This is a genomic window from Bacillus sp. SB49 (assembly GCF_000469135.2).
Classification (GTDB): domain Bacteria; phylum Bacillota; class Bacilli; order Bacillales; family Halobacillaceae; genus Halobacillus.
Window position 1 is genome coordinate 3,344,767 of sequence record NZ_CP048117.1, and the last position, 21,053, is coordinate 3,365,819.

The following is a 21,053-nucleotide window of genomic DNA, read 5'->3' on the forward strand; positions in this document are numbered from 1 at the left end:
CTTGCACATCGCAAGGGCGTATTTTTACGACTTTACATATTACGACGGTACTGCCCCCCGACCTCATAGAGGGCGTTGGTGATCTGTCCGAGACTTGCCACTCGGACGGTTTCCATTAATTCAGCAAAAATGTTCCCGTCATTCGCTGCCGTTTCTTTCAGGCGGCGAAGCGAAGCATCCACTACATCTTCATGGCGACTCTGGAAATGGCGCAGTTCTCTTATCTGATGCTCCTTCTCTTCTTGAGAAGCACGCGCAAGTTCCATGGCATCAATTTCCTCCTCGGACGGCGGATGCGGATTCAAATACGTATTGACTCCGATGATCGGCAGCTCCCCCGAATGCTTCTTGCCTTCATAATAAAGTGATTCTTCCTGAATTTTCCCGCGCTGATACTGTCTCTCCATTGCACCGAGTACTCCGCCTCGATCATTGATGCGTTCAAATTCCTGAAGTACAGCCTCTTCCACAAGGTCCGTCAACTCTTTAATGATGTAAGATCCTTGCAGAGAATTTTCATTCTTCGTCAGACCGAATTCTTTATTGATGATCATTTGAATCGCCATCGCCCTCCGCACGGACTCTTCGGTCGGTGTCGTGATTGCTTCATCATAGGAATTCGTATGCAGGGAATTACAGTTATCCTGGATGGCCAGCAGCGCCTGTAACGTTGTACGGATGTCGTTAAAGTCAATTTCCTGGGCATGAAGCGAACGTCCGGAGGTTTGAATGTGATACTTTAACTTTTGGCTGCGTTCGTTCGCTCCATATTTATCACGCATGACGACAGCCCAAATCCTTCTTGCGACCCGCCCGAGCACACTGTACTCCGGATCAAGACCGTTCGAGAAGAAGAAGGAAAGGTTCGGGGCGAACTTGTTGATATCCATCCCTCTGCTCAAATAATATTCTACATACGTGAAGCCGTTCGCCAGTGTGAAAGCGAGCTGAGTAATTGGATTGGCGCCTGCCTCAGCGATATGATAACCGGAGATGGATACGGAATAATAATTACGCACATCCTGGTCGATGAAGTACTGCTGGATATCCCCCATCATACGTAGAGCGAACTCTGTAGAAAATATGCACGTGTTCTGCCCCTGATCCTCTTTAAGAATATCCGCCTGCACCGTACCCCTTACAACGTGGATCGTCTCCGCTTTAATCCGTTCCGCTTCCGACTGATCCGGCGCTCTTCCCTTCTCTGCTTTGAACTTCTCGATCTGCTGATCGACAGCGGTATTAAAGAACATCGCCAGGATAATCGGAGCGGGGCCGTTAATTGTCATGGAAACAGAAGTGGAAGGAGCAACCAGATCGAAGCCCGCGTACAGCTTTTTCATGTCCTCCAATGTACAGATATTGACTCCGCTCTCCCCGACTTTCCCGTATATGTCCGGTCGTTCATCCGGATCTTCTCCGTACAAGGTTACAGAATCGAAGGCCGTACTCAGACGTTTGGCATCTTCCCCTTCTGATAAATAGTGGAATCTGCGGTTCGTCCGCTCGGGGGTCCCTTCTCCAGCAAACTGTCGTTTCGGGTCCTCTCCTTTCCGCTTAAAAGGGAAGACACCTGCTGTAAACGGGAATGCCCCGGGCACATTTTCACGAAGCAGCCACAGAAGGCGGTCCCCCCAGTCCGAATAGGTCGGTAAGGCGACTTTCGGTATTTTCGTACCACTCAAACTTTCGGTCGTCAGATCCATTGTAATTTCTTTGCCGCGAACTTGGAACGTGTACGTATCTCCGCTGTATTTGTCATGGAGATCATCCCAGCCGTCGACCAGCCGCTTCGCTTCCGGATCGATGGAAGCTTCCAGATCGTCTATCATTTGTTTCAGCTGTTCTTTTCCTGCTCCTTCTTCAAGCAAATGGAAAGATCCTTTCAATTGGTAGAGCTTGCGTTCTTGAGCTGCCTGCTTCTCCGATTCTTCGTGATAGCGGCGTACGGTCATCGAGATGTCCCTTAGATACTGTTGTCTCTCATTCGGGATGATGACGTTCTGTTTCTCTACTTTTCCGGTTTTCGAAAACGACGTTTCTTCCTGCCACTCATAAGTTTCTTTCAATTTATCTACAAGGGCGGCGAATAACGTGTTCGTCCCCGGATCATTAAACTGACTGGCAATCGTTCCGAAGACCGGGAATTCGGCATCACTCTCATGGAACAGCATCCGGCTCCGCTGATACTGTTTCTTCACTTGGGCCATGGCATCCTCCGAGCCTTTCTGCTCGAACTTGTTAATGACGATAAAATCAGCGAAGTCAATCATATCAATTTTTTCAAGCTGGGACGGTGCCCCGAATTCTGCAGTCATTACATACATCGATAGATCCGTGACATCTGTTATGGCCGCATCCCCCTGGCCGATCCCACTCGTTTCGACGATGATGAAGTCAACACCGGAAGCTTTCAGCACGCGGATAGCGTCGCTAACGGCCGTCGAAAGCTCGGACCGCGCTTCCCTCGTTGCAAGGGAGCGCATGTACACTCTCGGATGGAAGATGGCGTTCATCCGGATCCTGTCACCAAGCAGGGCTCCTCCCGTTTTCTTTTTCGTTGGATCAATCGATAGAATAGCAATTTTCTTATCTGGAATTTCATTCAGGAAACGACGAATCAATTCGTCTGTGAGCGAGCTTTTCCCTGCCCCTCCTGTTCCTGTAATACCAAGGACGGGAACTTCCCTGTCTGTTTTCTGTTTGACTGCTGTATCAAAAGCAGCCACAAGCTCCCGTTCTTCCTTCGGTTTATTCTCTACGTACGTGATGAACCGCGCAATCGATTGTGGATTCCCCGCAGACAGCCCTTTGACTTCTTCCTCTACATCAAGCGGCGGCAGGAAATCGCACTCTTCGATCATTTTATTGATCATGCCCTGAAGCCCGAGCGTTCTTCCATCCTCCGGCGAGAAGACACGGGCAACCCCGTAAGCGTGCAGTTCTTTGATTTCACGCGGGATGATGACACCTCCACCACCGCCGTAAACGCGGATATGTCCCGCTCCCTTCTGCTGAAGGAGGTCCACCATATATTTGAAATACTCCACATGTCCGCCCTGATAGGACGAGATAGCTATTCCCTGAACATCTTCCTGAATAGCTGCATTCACTACTTCTTCTACGGAGCGGTTATGTCCCAAGTGGATGACTTCCGCCCCTGTTGATTGCAGAATCCGCCTCATAATATTGATGGACGCGTCGTGCCCGTCAAACAAACTGGAAGCGGTTACAAAACGAACCGGATTTTTCGGACGATATACAGCCGGTTGTTCCATCTTCTCCTCCCCTTTCTATCCATTTCATTCTTTATTACCAGATGGTCTTTTCTCCTTGAGGGGAAGTCCCTCCAATAAAAGCCGAACCTGCAGATCCGCATACGCTTCAATTGTGAACGTCCTCTGCAATATCCAACGCCGGAATCCCCACATCTGGCCCTGCACGAATATATTATTGGCGATCAATTGAACCTTCTCTTCGGAACAGGGGCCTGAGATATGCTTACGGATCACCTCTTCCAGCATCGCAACCATTTCTCTTTCTTTCTGCAGAACGTAATCCTGCGCATCCTTCGGAAGGGATTTGACCTCCTGGTACATGACTACCACTTCATCCTGCATTTCATCCATTAAATAAAAGTACGAATGGACCGCATGGATCAGGCTGCTTACCTGTGCCGGATCGATATCATCTTCCATCCGCGCCTTTACGCGCTGGTAGATAGAGTCACATACGAGAAAAAGGACATCCTCCTTCTTACGTATGTATTCATATAACGTACCAATACTGAAGCCGGACGCCTTGGCGATCTCCCGTGTCGTCGTCTTGTGGAAACCTTTCTCGATGAACAAGGTGACCGCTCCTTTGACCATCTGGTTTCTCCGCTTCATCACTAAAGCTTCGTCCTTGATCGTCGAGGGGACTTGTTTATCGGCCATTCTTTCCACCCCTCTCTTTCCATTCGTCCACCCATGCACGGGCAAGCTTATACGGATCGGCGTCAGGTCGGTTCAAGCATTCGCGTTTATGAGAATCGGACTCGACTTCCGTTCGAACATCCCGCCACAGCTCTTCCCTGATCAGATCATATACTTCGAGCTGTAATTGCTGCTTCCGACGCCGCTGTCCTTCATCGGTTTCGTGTAAATACGTCCGGTGTGCTTCGATCCCACCCCATAGGTCATCAAATCCTGTGGACTCTGTGGCAATCGTCTTTACAACCGGCGGATCCCACCCTTTTGTCTGGACAATCATCTTGTATTCATCAAGCGTAGAGGCAAGCTTCCTCACACCAGGAAGATCGGCCTTATTAATGATAAAAAGGTCTGCGATCTCCATGATCCCCGCTTTGAAAATCTGGAGAACGTCCCCGCTGTTCGGCGTCAAAACCAGCCCGGTCGTATCCACTACCTTCATGATATCAAGCTCCGACTGTCCGACACCGACCGTCTCGACAAGAACGACATCGAATCCACAAGCATCACATACGCGGATACTATCCTTTGTCGCTCTTGCCACTCCGCCGAGATGTCCTCTCGTCGCCATACTGCGGATGAATATTCCCGGGTCGAGGAAATGTTGATTCATCCGCGTACGATCTCCGAGCAGAGCCCCGCCGCTGAACGGACTTGTAGGATCGACCGCAAGAACAGCGACGGTCAGCCCCTGTTTGCGGATATAGGACAGAAGCCGGTTGATCAAAGAGCTTTTTCCCGCTCCAGGGGAACCGGTGATCCCAATATAGTGCGCCTTTTTCTGTATGGAGAAAATCTCACTCATCCATTCCAGCTTCTCTTCATCATCATTTTCAATCCGTGTGATGGCTTTAGCGAGTGCCCGAATATCCTGATTACGTATCCGTTCTGCGAGTGGGTGCATGATTCTTCACCTTTCCAGCCTGGTTATTTCGTCACCATCCGACCGATGACAAGTCTTTGTATCTCTTGTGTCCCTTCATAAATCTGAGTAATTTTGGCATCTCTCATGTAACGCTCGACAGGATAATCCTTCGTATACCCGTATCCTCCATGCACCTGTACCGCTTCCGTTGTCACCTTCATTGCTGTATCTCCTGCGAAAAGTTTCGCCATCGCCGATGCTTTCGAATATGGAAGACCCTCTGATTCTAAATAGGCAGCCTGGTACGTTAATAACCTGGATGCCTCGATTTCCGTAGCCATATCGGCCAATTTAAAGGAAATGCCTTGCAGTGCCGCAATAGGCTTACCGAACTGCTCTCTTTCTTTCGCATAAGCAACGGCTTCGTCAAGTGCACCCTGTGCTATTCCCACTGCCTGAGCGGCTATACCATTACGGCCGCCGTCCAGCGTCATCATAGCAATTTTGAATCCCTGACCTTCCTCACCAAGCAGATTCCCCTTCGGTATCCGGCAGTTTTCAAAGATCAATTCGGTCGTTGGAGATGAACGGATCCCCAATTTCTTCTCTTTTTTGCCTGTCGTGAATCCCGGGGTATCCTTTTCGACAATAAAAGCGCTGATTCCTTTGTTCCCTTTGTCCATATCTGTTTTGGCGAAAACGACATAGATATCCGCCACTCCACCGTTTGTAATCCATACTTTACTGCCGTTCAACACGTAATGATCCCCTTCAAGCTTAGCATTCGTGCGCATGGAGGATACGTCACTCCCGGCCCCCGGCTCGGAGAGTGCATAGGCACCCAGCTTTTCACCGGATGCAAGGGCTTGAAGGAACGTTTTCTTCTGCTCCTCGGAACCAAATTTATAAATCGGCCAGCTGGCGAGTGAGATATGAGCGGATAATGTAACGCCGGTAGAGGCACACACCCGAGACAATTCCTCCACAGCAATAACATAGCTGACGAAATCCGAGCCGATACCGCCGTACTCTTCCGGCCACGGAATGCCCGTCAGACCGAGTTCGGCCATCTTATTAAAAATAGTCCTGTCGAAGCGTTCCTCCTCATCCCTTTCCGCTGCTGTCGGTTCTACCTCTTTTTTTGCAAAATCGCCCACCATTTTCCTCAGCATTTCCTGTTCTTCTGTCAACGTAAAGTTCATCCTTACAGCCTCCCTAATCTCTGAGCAAGTGATTGCCGATTACAATCCTTTGAATTTCACTTGTTCCTTCATATATTTCACAGACTTTGGCATCCCGGAACAGCCTTTCTACCGGGTAGTCCTCTGTGTATCCGTATCCTCCATGAACCTGAACGGCTTCAATCGCTGCTTCCACCGCAGTCTTGGATGCCATCAGTTTAGCAATCGATACTTCCTTGCCGCATTTCTTGCCTTCCGCCTGAAGGAAGGCAGCATGGTAGACGAGCAGCTTGGACGCTTCCACCTTTGTCGCCATATCTGCGAGCTTGAATGACACCCCCTGAAGATGGGCAATCGGGCGGCCGAACTGCTCCCTTTCCTTCGCATAAGCGATGCTGTGATCCAGTGCTGCTTCCGCAATCCCCAATGACTGAGCAGCAATACCAATTCTTCCGACGTTCAAATTGGAAAGAGCAATTTTATACCCTTCTCCTTCTTGCCCAAGAAGCTGGCTTTCCGACACCTTACACTGATCGAAATTCAAGGAAACGGTACTGGATCCATGCAGTCCCATTTTCTTCTCCGCTTTCCCGATCGTAAATCCAGGGGTATCTCGTTCCACAATGAATGCACTCAGCCCCTTCCCTGCCGGCACATCCGGATTCGTCCGGGCGAAAACGATAAACGTATCCGCTTTTCCTCCGTTTGTTATGAATACTTTGGATCCATTCAATACGTAATGGTCTTCCTGCTTGACCGCGCGTGTCTTCAGGCTGCCGGCATCCGATCCAGCACTCGGTTCCGTGAGCGCGAAAGCACCCAGGTATTCACCGGAAGCAAGTTTAGGAATGTACCGCTCCTTCTGCACCTCTGTTCCAAAATATAGAATCGGATTCGTGCCGACAGACGTGTGGACAGAGAGGATCACTCCGAGCGTCGCACTGACTCTTGAAATCTCATGAATGGCGGTTATATAGGAGATGTAATCCATTGCGGCTCCGCCGTATTGCTCAGGGATTGGAATGCCCATTAAGCCGAGCTCTCCCATCCTTGCTACCAGTTCTTCCGGAAAACGGTCTTCCTTCTCCATCCGTTCTACTGCAGGAGCCACTTCCTTCTCCGCGAAGTCCCGAACCATTTTCCTCATCATCTGCTGTTCATCCGTGAATCGCAAATCCATCGCCGTTCTCCCCTTTACCGGTTAATCGTAGATGTAGAAACCACGTCCAGATTTCTTTCCAAGCCAGCCAGCGCTGACGTATTTCCGAAGCAGTGGACACGGACGGTACTTACTGTCACCAAATCCTTCATGCAGTACTTCCATAATAGAAAGGCACGTGTCGAGTCCGATGAAATCAGCAAGGGTCAGCGGTCCCATCGGATGATTCATACCCAGCTTCATCACAGCATCGACATCCTCCGGGGTAGCCACACCTTCATAGACGGTATAAATCGCTTCATTAATCATCGGCATCAGAATACGGTTGGATACAAAGCCCGGGAAATCTTCTACCTCCACAGGTGTTTTCTCAAGCTTGACCGTCATCGCTTCCACTGCTTCATAGGTAGCATCACTCGTTTGGATCGCACGAATGATTTCGACAAGCTTCATGACAGGAACCGGATTCATAAAGTGCATGCCGATCACTTGTGATGGGCGGTTGGTTGCCGCTGCAATATCCGTAATCGGCAGGGATGACGTATTAGTCGCAAGAATCGCGTGTTCCGGTGCAATTTCATCCAGCTGACGGAATACATTCGTTTTGACATCCATCTTCTCTACTACCGCTTCAATGATCAAGTCACAGTCAGAAGCCTCTTTCAAATCTGTGGTTGTCGTTATCCTCCCAAGCACATCCCGCATATCCGCTTCCGTGATACGGCCTTTATCGACCGCCCGCCTTAAACGGTTTTCTATTCCTTTTCTCCCTTGAATCAATGCATCTTCACTGATGTCGTTGAACTTCACCTCAAGTCCAGCCTGTGCAAATACCTGGGCTATTCCAGACCCCATTTGGCCGGCCCCGATCACCATCATTCGTTTCATCGTCATCGCGCTCTCCCCCTTACGCTTTTGGTACTTCAATCAAAACCGCATCCCCTTGACCGCCGCCGGAACAGATAGCAGCAATACCAAGTCCGCCTCCGCGGCGTTTCAGTTCAAGAGCCAAGGTAAGAATAATCCGTGCTCCGCTTGCCCCAATCGGATGCCCTAGTGCAATCGCTCCCCCATTAACGTTGACTTTCTCAGGATCAAGCCCAGCGATTTCTCCACTCGCGAGCGCTACAGCCGCGAACGCTTCGTTCACTTCGAATAGATCAATTTGATCCATCGACTTCCCTGCTTTCTTCAACAATTTATTGATGACAAGCCCCGGCGTCTGTGGGAAGTCCTGCGCCTCAACGGCTATTTCATCATGTGCAATGATTGCAGCAAGCGGCGTCTTCCCTAGTTCAGACGCTTTCCCTTCTGACATCAGGACCATTGCACAGGCTCCATCATTGACGCCTGGTGCATTCCCGGCTGTTATGGAACCCGTCTGATCGAATACAGGACGCAGCTTGGCAAGAGCCGTGACAGAAGTATCTTTTCGGGGAGCCTCATCACGGTCGACAATAACAGGATTTCCTTTGCGCTGTGGAACTTCGACAGCCGCAATCTCTTCTCCAAGCACTCCGGATTCGATCGCTTTCACTGCTCGTTGGTGGCTGCGATAAGCCCATTCATCCTGCGCCTCTCTGGAGAGATCGAATTGTTCCGCCGTCCTGTTCCCGTAAGTGCCCATATGGACGTTTTCAAACGAACAAGTAAGTCCGTCATGGATCATCATATCTTTCACTGTACTGTCTCCCATCCGAAGCCCCCACCTGGCTTTGGACATAATATACGGAGCGTTGCTCATGCTTTCCATTCCCCCGGCAACGATGATTTCTTCTTCTCCCAACCGGATGAATTGATCCGCCATCGTAACACTTCTCATACCAGAGGCGCACACTTTGTTTATCGTTTCCGTCTTTACATCCCATGGAATGCCGGCATTTCGAGCCGCCTGTCGGGATGGCAGCTGGCCCTGCCCACCTTGAAGGACGGACCCCATGATGACTTCCTGAACATCCTCTGCATCTATCTCCGCTCTGCTCAAAGCCGCTTTGATCGCCGTCCCTCCAAGCTCCGATGCAGTAAGAGATGAAAGACCTCCACCAAGTTTAGCGAAAGGGGTACGGGCACCTGCTACGATTACTGTTTTTGTCATAGATCGTTCCTCCTCATTTTTGATAACGCTTTCAAAATTAGTGATTGAACGCTCGCTCGATGTATCTCCATAAGGAAAGTGTACAAAAAATTCTGTACACTTTCCACAATTTTCGAATTATTTAGATCTTTTTCCTGTTGGTCAAACGTTTAATCAAGCGGACTGTTCTTCCTTACTTTCAAACATGGATTTTGCAAGTATTTCCGCAATATCCATCGTACTTACCTGTTCTTCTACTTCCTTCGCTTTCGTCCCATCAGACAGCATCGTCAGACAGAATGGGCACCCGCTTGAAATCATCGTCGGTTCAACAGCAAGAGCCTGTTCCGTTCTTGCCACGTTAACACGATTTCCTGATTTCTCTTCCATCCACATCATTCCGCCACCGGCACCACAGCACATTCCATTGGAGCGATTGCGTTTCATTTCCACCACTTCAACACCGGGAATCATTTCGAGCACTTCGCGCGGTGGTTCGTACACTTCGTTGTAACGTCCAAGATAACAGCTGTCATGATAGGTGATCCGTTCGTTAACGACACCCTCCGGTTTTAACTTGCCATCCTTCAGCCATTCCGCCAGCATTTCTGTATGGTGGTAGACTTCCGCTTCCAACCCGAAATCCGGATACTCATTCTTAAAGATGTTGTATGCGTGTGGATCAATAGTAATGATTTTCTTTACTTCGTGCTTTTCAAATTCTTTCATGTTCTTCTCCGCGAGCTCCTGGAAGAGGAATTCATTTCCCATCCGTCGCGCTGTATCACCGGAATTCTGCTCTTTGTTACCAAGAATAGCGAATTTGACGCCCGCTGCGTTCATCAGTTTCGCAAAAGCGATAGCGATCTTCTGGCTGCGGCTGTCATAGGATCCCATCGAGCTTACCCAGAAAAGATACTCGAAGGTTTCTCCCGCTTTCTTCAACTCTTTAACTGTTGGGATAGCGGCGTCTTCATCAAGGCTGCGCCAGTCTTCCCGTTCCTTCTTAGAAAGCCCCCATGGATTACCTTGACGCTCGATGTTCATCATCGCTCTTTGTCCGTCTGCATCCATCTTCCCTTCCGTTAAAACGAGGTATCTGCGAAGGTCGATAATCTTATCCACGTGCTCGTTCATTACCGGGCACGCATCTTCACAGTTACGGCAGGTAGTGCATGCCCAAAGTTCTTCTTCGGTGATGACATCACCGATCAAGCTTTTGCTTTGGACAGCATCCAGTGTTGCCGCTGCTTCATCGGACCCACTCGACCTCGACATCTGGGCAAGTGTATTCCCTTCTGTGCCGGAGAACGCGTAGGCTGGGACCCATGGTGACTTTCCTGTAACGGCAGCACCTTTTTCAGTCAGGTGGTCTCTCAACTTGATGATAAGATCCATCGGAGAGAGCATTTTTCCTGAGCCGGCAGCCGGGCAGACATTCGTACAGCGGCCACATTCGACACAAGCATAGAAATCGATCATCTGCAGCTGATTGAAATCCTCAATTTTACCGACACCGAATGAAACATCTTCCTCCGCGGCATCTTCATCGATTTCAAAATTGATCGTCTTCAGCTTCCCAGGCGGTTCTTCTCTGCTTAAATAAACGTTGACCGGTGCGGCGATTAAGTGTGCATGTTTGGATTGTGGAACATAAACCATAAATGTGAGCAGGATAAGCAGGTGGATCCACCACATGACAAAAAATACAGTCGCAGCGGCTGCTGGCGGCATCCAAGAGAAAGCGCTTGCAACAGCGGACGCAACAGGTTCTGTCCACGCTCCTTCATGACCGTTCCATATAAGCCCCATTCCATTCCCTACAAGTACGGTGACCATCAGAGTTCCGATAAAAATCAATACTAGTCCTGCTTTAAATCCGCGCTTTAAGCGGACAAGTTTCTCGATATATCGACGATAGAAAGCCCAAATAACGGCTACCAGAATGGTCAGTGTTACAATTTCCTGGAAGAAGGTGAACCCTGGATAGAACGGTCCTAACGGCAGGTGACTGTCCGGTGCCAACCCTTTCCAAATAAAATCGATGGCCCCGAATTGGACAAGAAGGAAACCATAAAACATCATGACATGAATGATTCCTGATTTCTTATCTTTCAACAGCTTTTTCTGGCCGAACACATAAATCCAAATCTTTTTTAAACGTTCTTTCAGTTTGTTATCATACTCAAATTTCTTCCCTAAACGGATGTATGCAACCCTTGTCCTGATAACGCGTGTGAACAAGTAGAGACCATACACCGTGACAGCAAGGAACAAGACCCAGTTTGCCACTAATAACGGATTCATGAACTCTCCCCCTTTTTCTTTATCACCGGGCAATTCCCGCAGCACCCGGAATGTTGAATTTTCTGACTCTTATACATCAACTATAAATTATGAATGAGCATTCAGTCAATATATTTTCGCTATTTCCTGTTGAAATGTAAGGAACTGGGGAAACTATTAGGAAAATCGATCTGCAGGAGGAATGTTCGTGGTCGTCTTCTATATCATTTTATGCCTTTCCATCTTCGCCTTATTACTGATTCTCGATTTCAAATTCGGACGTGCCTCTCACCTTAAACACGCCCGTAGACTGCCGTTCTTTGAAGGAACAGGAGATGCCCGATTATACACGAACGGATCTTCCCTCTACGAGGACCTTTTTCAATCGATTCGAGATGCTGATAAACAAGTGGATGTCCAGTTCTTTTCCATAGAAACCGACTACATCAGTGATAACTTTCTTACTGTCCTCAAGGAGAAAGCGGAACAAGGTGTTCCCGTCCGTCTGCTTGTCGACCGCCTCGCCGGTTTCAAAATGAATAAACACATCCAGAAGGAACTTACAAATAATGGAGTCATTTTTCAATTCGCCGAAACTCCCGGTTTTCCTTTCTTATTCTACAAAATGAACCGAAGGAACCACAGAAAAATCACCGTTATTGATGGAAAAATCGGCTATGTCGGCGGTTTTAACATTGGCAGGAATTATATTGGTGAAAATCCGAAATTCGGAAATTGGCGGGATTACCATCTTCGGTTAACCGGTGAAATCGTCCAAGGACTCCACGATATATTTGAAGACGATTGGCAGATATCGAAAGGAAACAAGGTTCCACTTCCTAATGCATCCGGCAGGAACAAAGAACGTGGGATCACTCTCTTTCCTACAGACGGGGTGGAACTGGAAGACGCATTCATGGAACTCTTCCGTTCTGCCGAAGAAGAAATTCTGCTCGGTTCCCCTTATTTCGTTCCTACCGAACGCTTGATGACCGAACTGGAAAAGGGCTTAAAGCTTGGCATCACTCTCCACGTCATGGTACCGCTGAAATCAGATCACCCTTTCGTCAAAGAAGCCGGCATACCTTATCTGGAAAGGCTGTACCGACTGGGCGCACATGTTCATTTCTACGACGCCGGATTCTATCATCCAAAAATGACGATCATTGACAAAAAGGTCGTCGACATCGGGACGGCTAATTTTGACCGAAGAAGCTTGTTCCTGAATAAAGAGGTGAACACGTTCTTGTACGATCCAGTGTTTATCCAAACGGTCCGCAATTCCTTTTTTAAGGATATGGAAGATTCGATTCCTTTTGACGACCACTGGTTAAAGCATCGTTCTTGGAAGACCAGAATAAATGAAAAGATCGCAGTTCTCCTGCGACCTCTTCTGTAGAATTATTTCATTAAGGAAGAAAAGAAAGGACCAACCCATCCGACTATTTTAAACCCCAAATAAATGCCGATGATTCCAGATACCCCGGCAAATGCCGGAGGTGCCGGGATCGGCAGTTTGCAAAGAGCGAAGACGATACCGACCACCAGCCCTGTCACTAAAGCGAAGATGATTTCTTTCACATTTCCACAGCCTTTCTCCACAAGAGACGTTTCTGCCTTTAGCTTTCACGTCCGCCTGCGAGCTCATGCATTCTCTTACATCCTATCAGTAAGGATATAAAAAGATGTCAAAAAAACCGGACGCCCCCGCCTCATTCTGTTTACAGAATGAGAGGGATCGTCCGGTTTTTTCATTCATTTGATGGGTTTACATCTGCTCCGGTGCAGACACACCGATCAAGTTCAGAGCATTACGCAGGGTCGTACGTACTGCCTGCATCAAGGCAATACGTGCAGCAGTCGCTTCTTTATTGTCTTCATCCAGAACTTTGACAGCGTTGTAGAAGCTGTGGAGATTGGAAGCGAGATCAAACGTGTACTGGGTAATACGGTGAGGTATCCGTTTGTCAGCGGCGTCAGCAACCACCTGTGGGAATTCACCAAGTCGTTTCAGCAGGTCCTCTTCTTTCTCGGAAGCCAGATGACTTCCATCGAAGGAGTCTGCCTTCAGCCCTTTCTCTTCTGCTTGTTTCAACATCGTACAAATGCGGGCATGCGCATACTGCACATAATAGACAGGGTTCTCGTTGGATTCTGAACGTGCAAGGTCCATATCGAAGTCCAAGTGAGAATCGCTGGAACGCATGGAGAAGAAATAGCGCATAGCGTCAATTCCCACTTCTTCCATCAGCTCACGAAGCGTGACAGCTTTTCCAGTCCGCTTACTCATTTTCACTTTCTCTCCGTCCTGGAACAGGTTGACCATTTGAATGATTTCCACTTCCAGTGTGTCTTTATCGTAACCAAGCGCTTGAATAGCCGCTTTCATACGTGGAATATAGCCGTGGTGATCCGCTCCCCAAATATTGATCAGCGTATCAAAGCCTCGGTCCAGTTTATTTTTATGATAAGCGATATCCGGTGTCAGATACGTGTAGGAGCCGTCATTTTTAATGAGTACGCGGTCTTTGTCGTCATCAAAGCGTGTCGTCTCAAACCATGTAGCATCTTCTTTCTCGTAGACATACCCCTGGTCTTTCAACACCTGAAGAGCATCTGTGATCTGATCTCCCTGGTACAAGGATGTTTCCGAGAACCACTCGTCGAACGGAACGCGGAATTCTTCGAGGTCTGTCTTGATATTGTTCAGAAGGAACTTCAATCCGTACTCACGGAAATATTGAAGACGTTCTGCATCCTCGACGTCCACCCATTTCTCTCCGTCTTCTTCTACAAGCTTATTACCAAGACCGATAATATCCTGACCGTGATAACCATCTTCCGGCATTGCCCACTCTTTACCAAGGGCCTGCATATAACGCGCTTCAACGGAATACGCCAGATTAGCCATCTGATTTCCTGCATCGTTGATATAATATTCACGGGAAACTTCATATCCTGCTGCATCCAGGACGTTACAGAGCGAATCGCCGACAGCTGCTCCGCGAGCGTGGCCGAGGTGAAGCGTACCCGTCGGGTTGGCAGATACGAACTCGACTTGTATCTTATGGCCATTGCCGCTGTCTGTACGGCCATAGGCATCGCCTGCCTCAAGAATGGTCGGGACAAGCTCCGTCAGATACTGATTGTTCATATAGAAATTGATGAACCCGGGGCCGGCAATTTCAATCTTTTCGATAGAAGCTTTCGAATGATCAAATGCTTCAACCAGCTCTGCAGCGATGGCGCGGGGGTTCTTTTTGGCGATCCGTGCCAGCTGCATCGCCATGTTCGTCGCATAGTCTCCGTGGGCTTTGTCCTTTGGCTGCTCCAGAACAACTTCCGGGAGCTCTTCCTCTGCAGCCAACCCGGCAGCCACGACGGCGCGGCTGATTTCTTCTTTCAATTTCAGTTCCATTTGTTCAACGATATTCATGTTTCGCTCTCCTCCTCAAACGTCAACGTCAAGCGGTGGGCTTGAGTCACTTCGTGATTTAACGTCATCGTATAATTCAAAAACAGTCGTCCTGGAACGGTTTCCGCCGGGGAACGAAAATCCAATTCCTTTGTATATGTCTTCATATGGAAATCACCATAGGTGTGATGGTACAGGTTTTCTGTTTCCGCGGATTCTATGAATACCTGGCGCATCTCCACGCCTCCGCTCCGCTTAATGCTGACATGACCCGGCTTGACCGTCACCATCGTGCGGACCGGATCGCCTTCCTCCTGATGCTCGATAAAGGTGAGCACTTGAGTATCGCCGCGCGTGAGAAATTGTCCGGACTCTTGGATTTCCATCTTCTCCACACGATCTCCATCCCTTATTTCCGTGACGAGCTGCACCTGGACGTCCCTAGCGTTACTTGGCATATTCCCCTCCACCTTCGTTTCTCTGATTTACGTACAAGATATAACTTATTTATTATAAGAATTCATATAAAAAAACGCAAGCCGCCCCTCAGCCCGCAAGCAGCCGCACCATTTCCTTTATCTCACCGATCTGCACGATATGTCCTGGTATCGTATAAGCCCCATATAGGATAAGGATAGCCAAAACGAGGGTCCGATACCATCCTTTGGAGAGATATTTTTGGAATGGGCGCTGATCAGGAACGAAAACAAGCAGCAGAAAAGGAAGCAGAATACCGACAGCAAGCAAATCCACATTCCATTGGGACTGCTCTTCCGAAACAGCCAGTGTGAACTTCAGGACATCATCGATCTGCTCTTCCACGTCCAGTCCCGCTACCTTATCCTTCGTAAGACCTTGCTCTATTGTCAACGTCCCTTCATTCCAGGTATAGCTGTAGTTGGACGGATTCCATTGGCCGACAAACGTGACGAGTAAAAGCCCGACCATCACGACCGCATAGATGATCATGATAATTCTTCTTTTTTTATTCAAAACAAAGCCGCTCCTTTGTATAAAAATCAAATAGAAAAACCACTATGATCCGCTCACAGTGGCTTGTTCTATTCTATCATTTATTTCACGAACCCTAAAAGCATTTCACGGACGAATTTACTCGCGACGATCGGTGTCATCTCTGTCGGGTCATAGACAGGAGCTACTTCAACGAGATCCGAACCGACGATATTCATGTCACTCGCTGCCATCGCATGGATGCTGGCAAGCAGCTCTTTCGAGGAAATACCGCCGGCTTCCGCCGTACCTGTGCCCGGTGCAAAAGCGGGGTCAAGCACGTCGATGTCGATCGTTACATATACCGGACGTCCTGCCAAGGTTGGAAGCACTTCCTTCAACGGCTCAAGCACTTCGAATTTCGACATATGCATCCCGGACTCTTCGGCATACTGAAATTCTTCCCTCATGCCGGAACGGATTCCGAACGAGTACACGTTCTCAGGACCGATAAGTCCGCACGTCTTCCTGATCGGTGTGGAGTGGGAAAGCGTCTCTCCTTCGTACTCTTCCCGCAGATCCGCATGGGCATCGATGTGAATGACGGCAAGATCGGGGTACTTCTTATACATTGCCTTAATCACAGGCCATGTAACCAAATGTTCTCCACCAAGTCCAAGTGGATACTTCCCTTTCTCCAATAAGTCATCCATAAAACCTTCGATAATATCAAGACTCCGGGCCGGGTTCCCGAATGGAAGCAGCATATCCCCTTTATCATGGTAACGTACTTCTTCCAAATGCTTGTCTAGATAAGGACTGTACTCTTCCAACCCGATCGACGCTTCACGAATCCGGTTGGGACCGAAACGGGATCCGGGACGGAAGCTCACCGTCCAATCCATCGGCATGCCGTAGATGACAGCATCCGCCTCTTCTTCTGTCGCTCTGCTCATAATGAACACTTTGCCGGAATACGACTCATCAAAAATCATGGCCTGTCACTCCTCCGTCAAATCTTTTACGAATTTCGGAAGAGCGAAACTCGCTTTATGAATCTCTTCTGTATAGTACTTCGTATCAATAGACGAGAACCGCTCCTCTTTCACTTGAAGTGGATCGTACACTTTACTTCCCATCGTGAATGTCCAAAGACCGCTCGGATACGTCGGAATATTCGCCGTGTACACTTTCGTAATTGGGAACGTCTCTTTCACATCGCCGTACACCTGACGGATTAAATCTGCTTTAAACCATGGATTATCCGTCTGCGCAACAAAGATTCCATCTTCTTTCAACGCTTTGGCAATCCCTTCATAGAACCCTTTAGAGAACAAGTTCACAGCAGGGCCCACCGGCTCGGTGGAGTCGACCATGATCACATCATACTCCTGCTCACTTGTCGCAATATGCATGAAGCCGTCATCCACTTTGACTTCCACACGCGGATCATCCAGCGCTCCGGCAATGGATGGAAGATATTTCTTGGAGTACTCGATGACTTTGCCGTCGATTTCGACAAGCGTCGCCTTCTCCACCCCTTCATGCTTTAAGACCTCACGAATCACACCGCCGTCTCCGCCGCCGACAACAAGGACGTTCTTCGGATTTGGATGAGTAAACAACGGTACATGGGCAACCATTTCGTGATAGACGAATTCATCTTTCTCTGTCGTCATGACCATGTCATCAAGAACGAGCATGTTCCCCCATTCTTCCGTTTCCAGCATTTCCAACTCTTGAAAATCTGTCTTTTCCTTATGAAGCGAACGATTGACTTTCGCTGTAATACCGAAATTCTCGGTTTGTTTCTCGGTAAACCATGTACCCATGTTTCATTCTCCTTTTTCATCTATAAGTAGTTCCATTGTATATAAACTTTCACAAGAAGTTTATTTTACTACGTATTCTCACATAATAATAGCAGTCTTTATACATTCTTAACAGTTGGGAGTATAAAAAGATGCGCTCATTATTTAAACGTACGTATAAATGGGGGAAACGAGGGTTCAAGCTGGCTTTGTTCGGTTTGATTGCCGGAGTTGTCCTCACAATCGGTGTATTGATTGCAGCCGTCATCCAAGGGCCTCCTTCCTTGACGACTGAACAAAATACGGTCTTCTATGGATCGGACGGAGAAATTATCGGCGAGGATCAAGGAGCCGAAGAACGCTACTGGATCGACATCGATGACATGCCGGAGTCCTTGAAAGATGCCACCCTTGCCATTGAGGACAGACGCTTTTATAACCATTTCGGCTTCGATTTCAAGCGAATCGCAGGCGCGGCTCTCACAGATTTGAAGCAGATGAGGATGGCGGAAGGAGCCAGTACGATCACACAGCAATACGCCAGGAACCTGTACCTTTCCCATGACAAGACATGGACGAGGAAGCTCCATGAAGCAATGTATGCCCTACGTCTCGAAATCTTCTACAATAAAGATGAAATTCTGGAAGGCTACCTAAATACGATTTACTACGGACACGGTGCCTATGGAGTAGAAGCAGCAAGCAGGTATTACTTCGATAAAAATGCGGAAGAGCTCTCTTTGAAAGAAGCCAGTATGCTTGCCGGAATACCTAAGGGACCGAGCTATTATTCTCCATTAGATAATGAAGAAAATGCGGAAGAACGTCAGGAGCTTATATTGACGGAAATGGAGAATAACGGCTACATCACGCCATCTGAGAAAGAGGCGGCCGTAACCGCAAGCATTACGTATGCAGATCCCGACAAATCCGAGGAGAAGGAAATTGCTCCTTATTTTCAGGACCAGGTCGTGACAGAAGCAGCCGGCATCCTTGACGTAAGCAGGGAAGAAATTGAAAGCGGAGGCTTCCATATCCATACGACGTTGAAGGAAGACCACCAGAATATCCTCGAAGAAAAGGTGAAGAAAAATATACCCGCGGAGGAAGAGATACAGGTCGCTGCTGCGGTCATGGATGATCAGACCGGAGCCATCACAGCCATGATCGGCGGGAAAGATTACGAAGAGAGCCCTTATAATCGTGCCACCCAGGCGGAACGACCGGTTGGATCCACGATCAAACCATTCCTCTATTACGCAGCGCTGCAGGAAGGCTACTCTCCAGTCACCATGATAGAAAGCAAACCGACAGAGTTTGAAGTGTCCGGAAAAAGTGAACCGTATGCTCCGACGAACTTCAACGGAAAGTTTGCCGATAAACCGATTACGATGGCTCAGGCTCTCGCCATATCCGATAACATCTATGCCGTCTCTACCCATATGGACATCGGACCGGAGAAGCTTGTCCGGACGCTGCAGGATTTCGGTATCGATAAGCAATTCAAACCGAACCCTTCCCTTGCCCTCGGCTACTCCTCTGTATCCCTTTTGGATATGGTAACCGCCTACGGCAAGCTCGTGCAGGGAACAGAATCGATCTCCGGGCATACGGTGAGCAAAATCACCGATCAGCACGGGAGCGTCTTGTATGAATATGAACCGGTTTACGATAAGGGTAAAGCCATTGATAAGAAAACGGCATTCGCCGTGACGCATATGATGACAGGCATGTTTGACTCGGGGCTTAACGCCAACTACGCAGACGTCACCGGTTCACCAATCAACGGCAAACTGACACGTATGTATGGCGGCAAATCAGGAACAACGGATACCGACAGCTGGATGGTCGGCTTCAGTCCTCAGTATTTGTCCGCCGTGTGGATCGGGTATGATGAAGGCGGCAAAGTACTCGAAGACTTTAACGACCATCGCTATGCCAAGAACATCTGGGCAGATACGATGGAGGCTGTCCACGAGCCGCTTCCTGAAGCTTCTTTCATTCCACCGCCGGGCTTGAAAGGCGTCTATATCGACCCTGACACCGGGGCCCTCTCCGGACCGAACTGTCCTAAGGAGCGGCTTGTGTATATGGAGAAAGCCGCAATTCCTGATGATGTCTGCGGCGGAGATGACAGCAAGGATGTAGAGGAGGAATTCAAGAATGACCCGTGGTTCAAAGATGTGGTCGACTGGTTCTTCTAATTTCAATATTCTCCTAAAAATAAACCCGGGCGATCCGATAAACGGACGTCCGGGTTTTCTTTATCTGCTATAAAATAGCCAGATCCGCAAGATCATCTAAACGGAAGCTGTAGGGCTCTTTCGTTTTCCAGTTTATTGCGTTCACCCGCCGCTCCGTTTTGTTCAACTGCTTCAGCTTCAGTATGACATCCTCGTAATCAAAACCGTTATGCACTCTGGCTTTTACAGTAAGATCATCTTTCCATGCCCGCTGCAGCAGAAAATCGACTTCCGCCGCCTTCTGCTCATCGATGATTCCTTTCTCCACCCGTTCATCCTCTTTCCACAGGTTTTTAATCATTTCTACATGCTCCGGCAGCATTAAGGACGTCCACTTGATCGTCCCACGGTCACGATTTCGATTATCCATTTCGCTCTCTCCTCCAAAACGAACGTTTGTTCTCATTTTAACACAAAAAAGCAAAAGGTATACTGGGTTTTCAAGGGAATGACACATAAAAAATCCACCCCCGCAGATGCGGGAGCGGAACATTTCATTCTACTCCTAGCGATTCCTTTAAAGAAGACGTCGTATTTTCCCACAATTCCGGCTTGAAATCCCGTAAGTAGTCACCGAGAATTTTCTTGGACTTTTCATCCATGTGATCAACGACATACTTCCCTTTCAATGACTTATCCATATGATTCACGTGCTCAGGCATCAGTTTGTAGCCACGCTTGATGGAACGGTCGACGACGATTTCGCTCGCTGCCACTCCATAATAACAAGGTTTGCCTTCTTTAAACTCCACCGTGACCCAGGCAATCCAATACAGCAGACCGTTCTTCACGACTTCTCTGTCCGTAATGAACTTGATCCGCTTCTCGACTTTACTTCTCGCATGAAGAGCTCCCATATCGACGTAGGCCTCTTCTTCATTCGGATCGACGATGACAGGCGTCATGTTCTCCAGGCTTATGGAACCGACACCGTAACCGCCGTGGCCGTCCGTGGAGTCGTCCTTAATGATGGTAAACTGATTCTTTTTCTTATCTTCCGAGTCTTTGTTGTTTTTGAACTGATCGAATTCTCTCATGCTTTAAACGCTCCTCCTCATTGTGTACACCAGCTATTTTGTCCCATTTTAACATAC

The 21,053-nt window shown here is 48.4% G+C and carries 18 protein-coding genes; 2 read left to right on the forward strand and 16 right to left on the reverse strand.

From position 1 onward, the window contains the following. Positions 1 to 32 precede the first annotated feature (32 nt). From icmF to M662_RS17510, 8 genes are all read right to left on the reverse strand, one after another. Positions 33 to 3,278 (reverse strand): fused isobutyryl-CoA mutase/GTPase IcmF, encoded by a 3,246-nt coding sequence (gene icmF / locus M662_RS17475; protein ID WP_026577862.1) that lies wholly within the window; start codon positions 3,276 to 3,278, stop codon positions 33 to 35. A 24-nt stretch (positions 3,279 to 3,302) separates the two neighbouring features. Further along, entirely contained in the window at positions 3,303 to 3,938 is a 636-nt protein-coding gene (locus M662_RS17480; protein ID WP_026577861.1) for a TetR/AcrR family transcriptional regulator, read from the reverse strand. Then, positions 3,928 to 4,878, reverse strand: coding sequence for a methylmalonyl Co-A mutase-associated GTPase MeaB (gene meaB / locus M662_RS17485; RefSeq protein WP_026577860.1), 951 nt, complete (start codon positions 4,876 to 4,878; stop codon positions 3,928 to 3,930). The genes M662_RS17480 and meaB overlap by 11 nt, the downstream gene beginning before the upstream one ends. A 23-nt stretch (positions 4,879 to 4,901) precedes the next feature. Next, positions 4,902 to 6,041, reverse strand: a complete 1,140-nt coding sequence (locus M662_RS17490; protein ID WP_008632286.1) for an acyl-CoA dehydrogenase — start codon at positions 6,039 to 6,041, stop codon at positions 4,902 to 4,904. A gap of 13 nt (positions 6,042 to 6,054) precedes the next feature. After that, entirely contained in the window at positions 6,055 to 7,200 is a 1,146-nt protein-coding gene (locus M662_RS17495) for an acyl-CoA dehydrogenase (protein ID WP_026577859.1), read from the reverse strand. A 21-nt stretch (positions 7,201 to 7,221) separates the two neighbouring features. Next, on the reverse strand, positions 7,222 to 8,073 hold the full coding sequence (locus M662_RS17500; RefSeq protein ID WP_026577858.1) for a 3-hydroxybutyryl-CoA dehydrogenase: 852 nt from the start codon (positions 8,071 to 8,073) through the stop codon (positions 7,222 to 7,224). Positions 8,074 to 8,086: 13 nt separating this feature from the next. Beyond that, the gene (locus M662_RS17505; protein WP_008632282.1) at positions 8,087 to 9,274 is read right to left on the reverse strand and encodes an acetyl-CoA C-acetyltransferase; all 1,188 of its coding nucleotides are present in this window, start codon (positions 9,272 to 9,274) and stop codon (positions 8,087 to 8,089) included. 153 nt (positions 9,275 to 9,427) lie between these two features. Next, positions 9,428 to 11,560, reverse strand: a complete 2,133-nt coding sequence (locus M662_RS17510) for a heterodisulfide reductase-related iron-sulfur binding cluster (RefSeq protein ID WP_026577857.1) — start codon at positions 11,558 to 11,560, stop codon at positions 9,428 to 9,430. Between the two features lie 181 nt (positions 11,561 to 11,741). Between M662_RS17510 and M662_RS17515 the strand changes: the two genes are divergently transcribed. After that, positions 11,742 to 12,938 carry a phospholipase D-like domain-containing protein gene (locus M662_RS17515; protein WP_026577856.1) on the forward strand — a complete coding sequence of 399 codons (1,197 nt, stop codon included), beginning with the start codon at positions 11,742 to 11,744 and terminating at the stop codon, positions 12,936 to 12,938. Positions 12,939 to 12,940: 2 nt separating this feature from the next. On the opposite strand, the gene M662_RS17520 is transcribed toward M662_RS17515, so the two are convergent. The 6 genes from M662_RS17520 to speE form a co-directional block, all read right to left on the reverse strand. Further along, on the reverse strand, positions 12,941 to 13,120 hold the full coding sequence (locus M662_RS17520) for a XapX domain-containing protein (protein WP_008632279.1): 180 nt from the start codon (positions 13,118 to 13,120) through the stop codon (positions 12,941 to 12,943). A gap of 187 nt (positions 13,121 to 13,307) precedes the next feature. Then, positions 13,308 to 14,975 carry an arginine--tRNA ligase gene (gene argS / locus M662_RS17525; RefSeq protein WP_026577855.1) on the reverse strand — a complete coding sequence of 556 codons (1,668 nt, stop codon included), beginning with the start codon at positions 14,973 to 14,975 and terminating at the stop codon, positions 13,308 to 13,310. Further along, positions 14,972 to 15,412: a YwiB family protein gene (locus tag M662_RS17530; protein ID WP_008632277.1), complete on the reverse strand. Its 441-nt coding sequence runs from the start codon at positions 15,410 to 15,412 to the stop codon at positions 14,972 to 14,974. Before M662_RS17530 ends, argS begins: the two co-directional genes overlap by 4 nt. Before the next feature lie 88 nt (positions 15,413 to 15,500). Next, positions 15,501 to 15,947, reverse strand: coding sequence for a hypothetical protein (locus tag M662_RS17535; protein WP_026577854.1), 447 nt, complete (start codon positions 15,945 to 15,947; stop codon positions 15,501 to 15,503). 80 nt (positions 15,948 to 16,027) lie between these two features. After that, entirely contained in the window at positions 16,028 to 16,900 is an 873-nt protein-coding gene (speB, locus tag M662_RS17540) for an agmatinase (protein ID WP_026577853.1), read from the reverse strand. A gap of 6 nt (positions 16,901 to 16,906) precedes the next feature. Continuing rightward, complete coding sequence (gene speE / locus M662_RS17545) at positions 16,907 to 17,737, reverse strand: spermidine synthase (protein ID WP_026577852.1); 831 nt, start codon at positions 17,735 to 17,737, stop codon at positions 16,907 to 16,909. Positions 17,738 to 17,868: 131 nt separating this feature from the next. Between speE and M662_RS17550 the strand changes: the two genes are divergently transcribed. Beyond that, positions 17,869 to 19,920, forward strand: a complete 2,052-nt coding sequence (locus tag M662_RS17550; RefSeq protein ID WP_026577851.1) for a transglycosylase domain-containing protein — start codon at positions 17,869 to 17,871, stop codon at positions 19,918 to 19,920. 67 nt (positions 19,921 to 19,987) lie between these two features. Here M662_RS17550 and M662_RS17555 read toward each other — a convergent pair whose 3' ends face one another. Together M662_RS17555 and M662_RS17560 are read right to left on the reverse strand one after the other, a co-directional pair. Further along, positions 19,988 to 20,329: a YolD-like family protein gene (locus M662_RS17555; RefSeq protein ID WP_152413285.1), complete on the reverse strand. Its 342-nt coding sequence runs from the start codon at positions 20,327 to 20,329 to the stop codon at positions 19,988 to 19,990. Positions 20,330 to 20,453: 124 nt separating this feature from the next. Next, positions 20,454 to 20,996, reverse strand: coding sequence for a YwhD family protein (locus M662_RS17560; RefSeq protein ID WP_008632268.1), 543 nt, complete (start codon positions 20,994 to 20,996; stop codon positions 20,454 to 20,456). Positions 20,997 to 21,053 lie beyond the last annotated feature (57 nt).